At 65.4% G+C, this 7,208-nt stretch carries 8 protein-coding genes; 1 reads left to right on the forward strand and 7 read right to left on the reverse strand.

All coding sequences use genetic code 11. The features are described from left to right. Window positions 1–182: 182 nt before the first annotated feature. The 4 genes from fosX to phnG are packed head-to-tail and all read right to left on the reverse strand — an operon-like array spanning window position 183 to window position 2,785. Window positions 183–602, reverse strand: a complete 420-nt coding sequence (fosX, locus tag J0I79_RS14830; RefSeq protein WP_292859779.1) for a FosX/FosE/FosI family fosfomycin resistance hydrolase — start codon at window positions 600–602, stop codon at window positions 183–185. Next, window positions 599–1,711, reverse strand: coding sequence for a carbon-phosphorus lyase complex subunit PhnI (locus J0I79_RS14835; protein WP_292859783.1), 1,113 nt, complete (start codon window positions 1,709–1,711; stop codon window positions 599–601). Before J0I79_RS14835 ends, fosX begins: the two co-directional genes overlap by 4 nt. Before the next feature lies 1 nt (window position 1,712). Then, window positions 1,713–2,324 carry a phosphonate C-P lyase system protein PhnH gene (gene phnH, locus J0I79_RS14840; RefSeq protein WP_292859786.1) on the reverse strand — a complete coding sequence of 204 codons (612 nt, stop codon included), beginning with the start codon at window positions 2,322–2,324 and terminating at the stop codon, window positions 1,713–1,715. Next, entirely contained in the window at window positions 2,324–2,785 is a 462-nt protein-coding gene (phnG, locus tag J0I79_RS14845) for a phosphonate C-P lyase system protein PhnG (protein ID WP_292859789.1), read from the reverse strand. Before phnG ends, phnH begins: the two co-directional genes overlap by 1 nt. A 136-nt stretch (window positions 2,786–2,921) precedes the next feature. Here phnG and phnF point away from each other — a divergent pair, with 136 nt between their 5' ends. Beyond that, window positions 2,922–3,671, forward strand: a complete 750-nt coding sequence (phnF, locus tag J0I79_RS14850) for a phosphonate metabolism transcriptional regulator PhnF (RefSeq protein ID WP_292859792.1) — start codon at window positions 2,922–2,924, stop codon at window positions 3,669–3,671. Between the two features lie 14 nt (window positions 3,672–3,685). On the opposite strand, the gene J0I79_RS14855 is transcribed toward phnF, so the two are convergent. The 3 genes from J0I79_RS14855 to J0I79_RS14865 form a co-directional block, all read right to left on the reverse strand. Further along, entirely contained in the window at window positions 3,686–4,702 is a 1,017-nt protein-coding gene (locus J0I79_RS14855; protein ID WP_292859795.1) for a zinc-binding alcohol dehydrogenase family protein, read from the reverse strand. A gap of 72 nt (window positions 4,703–4,774) precedes the next feature. Then, complete coding sequence (locus J0I79_RS14860; RefSeq protein ID WP_292859797.1) at window positions 4,775–5,743, reverse strand: ABC transporter permease; 969 nt, start codon at window positions 5,741–5,743, stop codon at window positions 4,775–4,777. Next, on the reverse strand, window positions 5,740–7,208 hold a 1,469-nt coding region (locus J0I79_RS14865; protein WP_292859800.1), incomplete at its 5' end, for a sugar ABC transporter ATP-binding protein. The genes J0I79_RS14860 and J0I79_RS14865, both read right to left, overlap by 4 nt.

The raw sequence follows: 7,208 nt of genomic DNA on the forward strand, positions 1-7,208 counted from the left end.
GGAATCGTGCTGGTGGGGTTCGCTGCCGTCGTTGCCTTTTTCCTCCGAAGAATGGTTTTTCCGACTCCTACGGATGGCTCGCAGGGCGAGACTTACGGAGGTGGCGGCAACGGTTATGGCGGGTATCAAGACCACGGGAGCCACTCCCACGATGGTGGTGGGCATGGGGGCGGACACTAGTTTCATTCCGCAACCTCCAGATGCCGCGCGTACCGCGCCAATCGCTCATCGAGCGTGCCGGTGTGCAGTTCGAACATGTGATTGTCGTCGTCGTAGAAATAGATCGAGCGGCCTTCGCCCTCGACGCGCGGTCGCGGCGGGCGCATGTCGAGCCCAAGCCTGCCGATACGTTCGGCATATTTGTCGAAATCGGCGTCATCGATCTTGAAGGCGACGTGGTTGTAGCTGCGCTCCGGCAGCTTCTCGCCCTCCATGATGGCGATCCAGATGTCGCCGATCAGGAAGAATTTTTCGCGCGACAGCGAGAACTGTTCGGCATCGCTGGCATAGACCTCGCGGGCGTCGAACACGCCCTCCAGAATCCCGGTCATCCGGTCGAGGTCGCGCACGATGAAAGTCATGTGGGAAAGACCTTCGATCATTCGGCGGCCTCCCGCTTTTCTTCCGCTTTCTCCGGATTTTCCCGCGCGTCGTATTCGGCGCGCATGCGGCGCACGAGGTCGAGCTCGGCCTGGAAGTCGACATAGTGCGGCAGCTTCAGATGCTCGACGAAGCCGGTCGCCTGGACGTTGTCGGAATGCGAGATGACGAACTCCTCATCCTGCGCCGCCGCGACGACGTCCTCGCCGAGTTCCCTGGCGCGCAGCGCGCGGTCGCAGAGCGCCATGGCCATCGCCTTGCGTTCGCTCTGGCCGAAGACGAGACCGTAGCCGCGGGTGAACTGCGGCGGCGCCTTGGCCGAGCCCTTGAACTGGTTGACCATCTGGCATTCGGTGACACGCACGGTGCCGAGGGGTGCTGCGAAGGGCAGTTCGGGGACGTCGAGTTCCAGTTCGACCTCGCCGATGCGGATCTCGCCGACGAAGGGATGGTTGCGGGCATAGCCGCGCTGGGTCGAATAGCCGAGCGCCAGGAGAAAGCCCTCGTCGCCGCGCGACAGAGCCTGCAGGCGGATATCGCGCGCCACCGGGAATTCCAGCGGCTCGCGGGTGATGTCGCCGGGGACATGATCCCCGGGCATTTCGCCATCGGGTTCGATCAGGCCTTCGCGGGCGAGGATCGCCGAGACACGCGGCATGGCCTGCGCTTCCGCCTCGCGTCGCAACGGCTCGGCGACTTCAGCGCCGGCGGCAAGTTCGGGATCGAGCAGCCGGTGCGTATAGTCGAAGGTCGGGCCGAGCAATTGGCCCCCGGGCAGATCCTTGTAGGTTGCCGACACGCGCCGTTCGACCAGCATGGCGCCGGTGTCGATCGGCTTGGTGTAGCCGAAGCGCGGCAGCGTGGTGCGGTATGCGCGCACCAGGAAGATCGCCTCGATCATGTCGCCGCGCGCCTGGACGATGGCGAGCGCGGCGAGCTCCCGGTCGTAGAGGGAGCCTTCGCTCATCACCCGGTCGACGCCGAGCGCCAATTGTTCGACGATCTGGTCGAGGCGCAGCGCCGGCACGGAGCGATCGCCACGCCGGCGGTCGGCAAGCAGGCTGTGGGCATTGGCAATGGCGGCTTCGCCGCCTTTTACCGCGACATACATGCTAGGCCTCCATCATCTTGATGCGCGTCGTGCGCGGCAGGCAGGCTATGGCTTCGGCGGAAGCGAGAATGATGTCGACGCCGCGCGGGAAACGCTTGTTGTTCTGCTTCCACTGCTCGATGAAGTGGCGTGGCATCTGCGCCGGCGCGATCGTGGCCGTCGTTTCGATGCCGGGACCTTCGAGCAGCAGCGAAGCGCCCGAGGTGAGATCGGCGACCTGCAGGACCAGCGTCGTCGAGCGGTCGGGATAGTCCTGCGTGCCTTGCGAAAAACCGTCCAGCGCCATCATCTCGGCCGGCGTCGCGATGAAGGCGAAATGCGCGTCGGCCGGCGTGTTGGCCAGCGGCGCGCCGGAGTGGAAGCCGAGCCAGGACATGACCGCGGCCGAGGCGTGCAGGGCCGGATCGAGCCACACCGGCGTGTCGTTGTCGCACAGCGCCAGCGCGATGGCGCCCGAGGTGGCCGAAAGCGGCGCCGGCGGACGGGCGAAAGCAGATATCGGCTGCACGCTGCCCGGCCGCGCCATGGCGTCCATGACGGCGCGGAACACGGCCTGGGCGTTGAAGACCGGATCGGCGAAGCCGCCCTCGATCGATTGAGCTGCGATGTCCATCAGTCTTCTCCGCGAACCATGGTGAAGAAATCCACCTTCGTGGCCGCGGTTTGCGCGCGGCGCTTTTCCTGGGCCGAAGTCAGTGCCGACCTCAAAGGCGCGATCAGTCCGGCTTCGACCTCGGCGCGGCGGGCAGGGTCCTGCCACAGGGCGTCGGCGATGGCCGCGAGCTTTGCCTTCTGCTTGTCGCGGCCAAGCGCGTAGCAATGGCCGACCTGTCCGGACGGCACGCGCACGGTGGCGCGGGTGACGGTGGCTTCGCCGACATTGAACGGCGCGCCGCCGCCGCCGATGCGGCCGCGCAGCGTCACGAGGCCGGTCTCGGGGCCGCGCAGCAGTTCGGCTTCCGCCGGCAGGCCGGCCTCGTTCCACAGCCGGACGATGTCGTCACCGCTGGATTGCGCCAGCGTCGCCATGGCGGCCTTGCGCTCTGCCTGGTCGCGGGCTTCCTGTCCTCGCATCGCCTGTTTTCCTCTTTGCTAAATTTGTCTATTGATATAGACAACTATACAAATTATACATACTACCTAGCGCGAGTCCATGACGGGTGCATGACAGGCGCGGAATGCCGGGGGCGGCAGAGGCTGGGGACCATTCATGATCGGGCGGCAAGGCGTAGACAGCATCGAGAGGCGCAGCGGCGTCTCCTTGTGGCGGCAGATCGCCGACAGGATCCTGCATGCGATCTCGACCGGCGATTTCGCCGAGAATGCCGCACTGCCGCCGGAAATGGCGCTGGCCGAACGCTACGGCGTCAATCGCCACACGGTGCGCAGCGCCATCGCGGCGCTGGTGCAGGAAGGCGTGCTGCGCGCCGAGCAGGGACGCGGCACGTTCGTGCTGTCGCGCAAGCGGCTCTCCTATCCGATCGGGACGCGTACACGCTTCTCGACGGGCCTGCAGGGGCAGACGTCGGAGCGGCATATCGTGCTGCTCGCCTCATCGGTAGAGCCGGCCAGCCAGCGTATCGCCGAGGGGCTCGGACTGGCCAAGGGCGCCGAGGTGATAAGGCTGGAGACGCGCGGCGAGGCTGACGGGCGGCCGATATCGCGCGCCACCGCGTGGTTCGACGCCAGGCGTTTTACCGGCATCGACAAGGCCATGGCCGAGACTGGATCGATCACCGCATCGCTGAGCCGCTTCGGCATAGACGACTATCTCCGGCAATCGACCGTGCTGTCGGCGCGCCATGCCGATGCGGCCGACCTTGCCGACCTTGACCTGCAGCCCGGCGCCATCGTGCTGGTGACGGTCGCCGTCAATGTCACGCCGGACGGCCAGCCGATCCAGTTTTCCGAGTCGCGCTTCCCGGCCGAGCGGATCGAGTTGAAACTGTCGGCGCTATAAGGCGGCCGGTCCGTTTATCCGACCTCGATCACGGCCTTGATCAGGCCGGATTTCTCATGCGCCCATCTTGCGAGATCGCGCGGCGTGTCTTCCAGCGTGGTGCGGTGGGTGACGAGCTTGGCCAAGGGCACCGCGCCATTGCGGATCGAGGTGGCGACGTGGTCGAAGTCGGCCTTCAGCGCGTTGCGGCTGCCGATCAGCGTCATCTCTCGCTTGTGGAATTCGGGATCGGAAAAGACGATGTCGTCCTTGACCACGCTGACCAGCACCAGCGTGCCGCCATGCGCGACGTGGGCGAAGGCCGACTGCACCGATTGCGTGTTGCCGGTGGCGTCGAACACCACGTCGAACCCTTCGCCGCCGGAAGCGTCGCGAACCAACTCAGCTGCCGTTTTCCTGGAGCCGTCGAGCGTGGCGAAGCCGAGCTCGCTCTCGGCAAAGCCGAGCCGCTCGCTGCTCATGTCGAGCAGGCTGACGTCGAGCCCGGCGATGCGGGCGAAGATCGCGGTGCCGAGCCCGATCGGGCCGGCGCCGATGACCAGTGTGCGGGCGCCGGGATCGGCGCGGGCGCGGCGCACGGCATGCGCGCCGATGGCCAGGAATTCGACCGCCGCGGCGTCGGCCAGCGACAGGCCGTTGGCCGGGTAGAGATTTCGCGCCGGCACCAGGATCCGGTCGCACATGGCGCCGTCGCGATGCACGCCGAGCACTTCGATTCGCACACAGCAATTCGGCTTGCCGTGCCGGCAGGCTATGCATTTGCCGCAGGCGAGATAGGGATTGATGATGACAGGCTCGCCAACGGCGAGATCGACGCCATCGCCGGTCCCGACGACAGTCCCTGAAACTTCATGGCCCATGATGCGGGGGTAGGCGAGGAATGGATGCTTGCCTTCGAAAATGTGATAGTCGGTGCCGCAGATGCCGACATGGCTGACCGCGACCAGCGCCCAGCCGGCAGGCGGAGCGTCGGGCGCGGGACGGTCTTCGACGACAAGGTCGCCGGGCGAGCGGCAGACGACGGCTCTCATGCTTCAATCCAGTTCTGTTCATGAAATCGCCGGCCCGCCTGAGGTGACGGACCGGCGATGGAATCCTGATGGCTACTTGCCGCCGCGCCGGCGCAGTCCGTCGAAATAGACGATGACGATGATCAGCACGCCGGTGATGATGCGCTGCCAGAAGGCGTTGACGTTGAGCAGGTTGGCGCCGTTGTTGATGGTCGCCAGGATGAAGGCGCCGAGCAGCGGGCCATGCACCGAGCCGACCGCGCCGAACAGCGACGTGCCGCCGATGACTGACGAGGCGATCGCCTGCAATTCCCAACCCTCAGCCTGGGTCGGGTTGCCGATGCCGATGCGCGAGGCGAGCAGCACGCCGACGAAGGCGGCGCAGAGGCCCGACAGCGTGTAGGCCATGTAGATGGTGCGCTGGACATTGACGCCGGACAGGCGCGAGGCCTCGGCGTTGGAGCCGACCGAGAAGAGATAGCGGCCCCAGCGGCTGTGATGCAGGAAGATATAGGCCGGGACGCCGACCAGGATGACCATCCAGAACAGGTTGGGCACGCCGAGAAAGGAGTTGCGCGAGAACTCCTGGAAGGCGTCATTGTTGATCGAAATCGAATTGCCGTTGGTCATCAGCAGGCCGATGCCGCGCAGCGAGGTCAGCGTCGCCAGCGTGATGATGAAAGGCGGCAGGCCCATCTTGACGATGCCGAAGCCATGGAAGAGCCCGATGGCGACGCCGACCAGCAGCGTGAGCAGGATGGCGAGGAAAACCGGTACGCCGGCATTGATCAGCATGGCGGTGACGACGGTGGCGAAGCCGACCACCGCGCCGACGGACAGATCGATGCCGCCGGTGATGATGACGAAGGTCTGGCCGACCGCCAGGATGGCGATCATCGAACCCTGGCGCAGAAGGTTCGAGATGTTGTTGGCCGAGGCGAAGCTCGGCGTCGCCACCGACAGGATGACCCACAGCAGCACCAGCAGCGCCAGCAGCGTCAGCCCGAACAGGGCGTTGTAATTGCGCTTCGGTTTCTCGGCGGGGATAGCCTCGGTGCTCATGTCTTTCCTCCCTGCTTTTCTTGTTTCTCGGCGAGCGCCTGCGTGAGAATTTCCTCGTGGTCGGCGGTGCGGAAGCCGTGTGTCGCCACCAGCTTGCCGCGGCGGAACACATGCAGCGTGTCGGCAAGCTCATAGACTTCCGGAAGGTAGGACGAGATCAGGATGATGCCGGCTCCCTTCGAGAGCAGCGCGCTGAACAGGCGATAGATCTCGGCCTTGGTGCCGACATCGACGCCGACCGTCGGCTCGTCGAAGATGAACAGCTTGGCGCCGTGGGCCAGCCACTTGCCGATGACGATCTTCTGCTGGTTGCCGCCTGACAGGCTGGAGGCCAGCGCGTTGCGCGTCGGCGTCTTGATGCGAAGGTCAGCGATCTGGCGGTCGGCGTGGGTCTTTTCCTGCGCACCGGAGATCAGCAGATTGTTCGAGATGCGCTTGTAGATCGGCAGGTTTAGGTTGAGGCCGACAGGCAGGTTGAGGCACAGGCCCTGGTCGCGGCGGCTTTCCGGCGCCAGCGCCATGCCGAGCTTGATGGCGTCATGCTCGGAATTGATCTGGACGGGCTTGCCTTCCCAAAGGATCTCGCCTGCGGACTTGCGGTGGCGGCCGTAGAGCGTGGTGACGAACTCGCTGCGGCCGGCGCCGATCAGGCCGTAGAGGCCGACGATCTCGCCGGCGCGAACCGTCATCGAGACATTCTCGAAGCCTTTGCCCGACAGGTTCCTGGCCTCCACGATCGCGGCGCCCGGAGTAAAGTGCTCCTTGTGGTAGACCTGCTCGATCGAACGGTTGATCATCAGCTTGACCAGTTCGGCGTCGTTGGTCTCGGCGATGTTCCTGGTGCCGACCAGCGTGCCGTCGCGCAGCACGGAGACACGGTCGGCGAGCTCGAACACTTCCTCCATGCGGTGGCTGATGTAGATGATCGTCACGCCTTCGCTCTTGAGCCGGCGGATCAGGGTGAAGAGCTGGTCGGCCTCCTTGCGGGTAAGGTAGGCGGTCGGCTCGTCGAAGATCAGGAACTTGGTGCCGCGCACGGTGGCGCGTGCGGCGGCGATCAATTGCTGCTGGCCGATGGTGAGGTCGCCGAGCACGACATGCGCGGGCAGGTCGAAGCCGAGATCATCGATGATCTTCTGCGCTTCCTTGACCATGGCGCGCTGCTGCAGAATGCCGAAGCGGGACGTCTCCTCGCCCAGGAACATGTTGGCGGCGACCGTCAGGTGGCGGCAGAGCACGACCTCCTGGTGAACGGCATTGATGCCCAGCGCCATCGCTTCGTGCGGGGTCGCAAGTGCTGCCGGCTTGCCTTCCCAGACGACCTCGCCGGAGGTGCGCGGCATGACGCCGGTCAAGAGCTTGATGAGGGTCGATTTGCCGGCGCCGTTCTCGCCGACGATGGCGTGGATCTCGCCTGCCTTGAAGGCCAGCGTCACCGGCTTCAGGGCATGGGTGCCGGGAGATT

Source organism: Mesorhizobium sp. (genome assembly GCF_017306585.1).
In the GTDB taxonomy this organism is placed as follows: Bacteria; Pseudomonadota; Alphaproteobacteria; order Rhizobiales; family Rhizobiaceae; genus Mesorhizobium.

Bases quoted from the DNA above. Each gene is read 5' to 3' on its own strand.
- phnH (WP_292859786.1), bottom strand. From the start codon at position 2,324: ATGGACATCGCAGCTCAATCGATCGAGGGCGGCTTCGCCGATCCGGTC.
- J0I79_RS14835 (WP_292859783.1), bottom strand. From the start codon at position 1,711: ATGTATGTCGCGGTAAAAGGCGGCGAAGCCGCCATTGCCAATGCCCAC.
- J0I79_RS14860 (WP_292859797.1), bottom strand. From the start codon at position 5,743: ATGAGCACCGAGGCTATCCCCGCCGAGAAACCGAAGCGCAATTACAAC.
- phnF (WP_292859792.1), top strand. From the start codon at position 2,922: ATGATCGGGCGGCAAGGCGTAGACAGCATCGAGAGGCGCAGCGGCGTC.
- fosX (WP_292859779.1), bottom strand. From the start codon at position 602: ATGATCGAAGGTCTTTCCCACATGACTTTCATCGTGCGCGACCTCGAC.
- J0I79_RS14855 (WP_292859795.1), bottom strand. From the start codon at position 4,702: ATGAGAGCCGTCGTCTGCCGCTCGCCCGGCGACCTTGTCGTCGAAGAC.
- phnG (WP_292859789.1), bottom strand. From the start codon at position 2,785: ATGCGAGGACAGGAAGCCCGCGACCAGGCAGAGCGCAAGGCCGCCATG.